This window comes from Methylobacterium sp. 37f, assembly GCF_023093475.1.
GTDB lineage: Bacteria > Pseudomonadota > Alphaproteobacteria > Rhizobiales > Beijerinckiaceae > Methylobacterium.
In genome coordinates, this window is sequence record NZ_JAGHKN010000094.1 from 1 (window position 1) to 1,190 (window position 1,190).

1 protein-coding gene is annotated in these 1,190 nt (G+C 66.5%); it reads left to right on the forward strand.

What is annotated here, in order from left to right; translation table 11 throughout:
• Positions 1 to 1,190 (forward strand): elongation factor Tu (gene tuf / locus J7U37_RS24765; protein WP_056480538.1); only part of this gene is annotated, 1,190 nt, incomplete at its 3' end.

Below are 1,190 nucleotides of genomic sequence, written 5' to 3' on the forward strand. Positions count from 1 at the left end.
ATGGCCAAAGAGAAATTCGCGCGTACGAAGCCGCACTGCAACATCGGCACGATCGGTCACGTTGATCACGGCAAGACGTCTCTGACGGCGGCGATCACCAAGGTTCTGGCGGAGTCGGGCGGTGCGACGTTCACGGCCTACGACCAGATCGACAAGGCTCCCGAGGAGAAGGCGCGCGGGATCACGATCTCGACGGCGCACGTGGAGTACGAGACGGCCAACCGTCACTACGCCCACGTCGACTGCCCGGGCCACGCCGACTACGTGAAGAACATGATCACGGGTGCGGCGCAGATGGACGGCGCGATCCTGGTGGTGTCGGCGGCCGACGGCCCGATGCCGCAGACCCGCGAGCACATCCTGCTCGCCCGTCAGGTCGGCGTGCCGGCCCTGGTGGTGTTCCTCAACAAGGTCGACCTGGTCGACGACGCCGAGCTCCTCGAGCTCGTCGAGATGGAGGTGCGCGAGCTCCTCTCCAAGTACGACTTCCCCGGCGACGACATCCCGATCACCAAGGGCTCGGCCAAGGTCGCCCTGGACAACGGCGACAAGGCCGTCGGCCACGACGCGGTGCTGGCGCTGATGGCGTCGGTGGATGCCTACATCCCGCAGCCGGAGCGTCCGATCGACAAGCCGTTCCTGATGCCGATCGAGGACGTGTTCTCGATCTCGGGTCGCGGCACGGTGGTGACGGGTCGCGTCGAGCGCGGCATCGTCAAGGTCGGCGAGACGGTGGAGATCGTGGGTATCCGCGACACCCAGACCACGACGGTCACGGGCGTCGAGATGTTCCGCAAGCTGCTCGACCAGGGTCAGGCGGGCGACAACGTCGGCGTGCTGCTGCGCGGCACCAAGCGCGAGGACGTGGAGCGCGGCCAGGTCGTGTGCAAGCCCGGCTCGGTCAAGCCCCACACCAAGTTCAAGGCCGAGGCCTACATCCTCACCAAGGAAGAAGGTGGCCGTCACACGCCGTTCTTCACCAACTACCGCCCGCAATTCTACTTCCGCACCACGGACGTGACCGGCGTGTGCGTGCTGCCCGAGGGCACCGAGATGGTGATGCCGGGCGACAGCGTGACCATGGACGTCACCCTGATCGTGCCGGTGGCCATGGAAGAGAAGCTGCGCTTCGCCATCCGTGAAGGCGGACGCACCGTCGGCGCCGGCGTCGTCGCCGCCATCAACGAGTA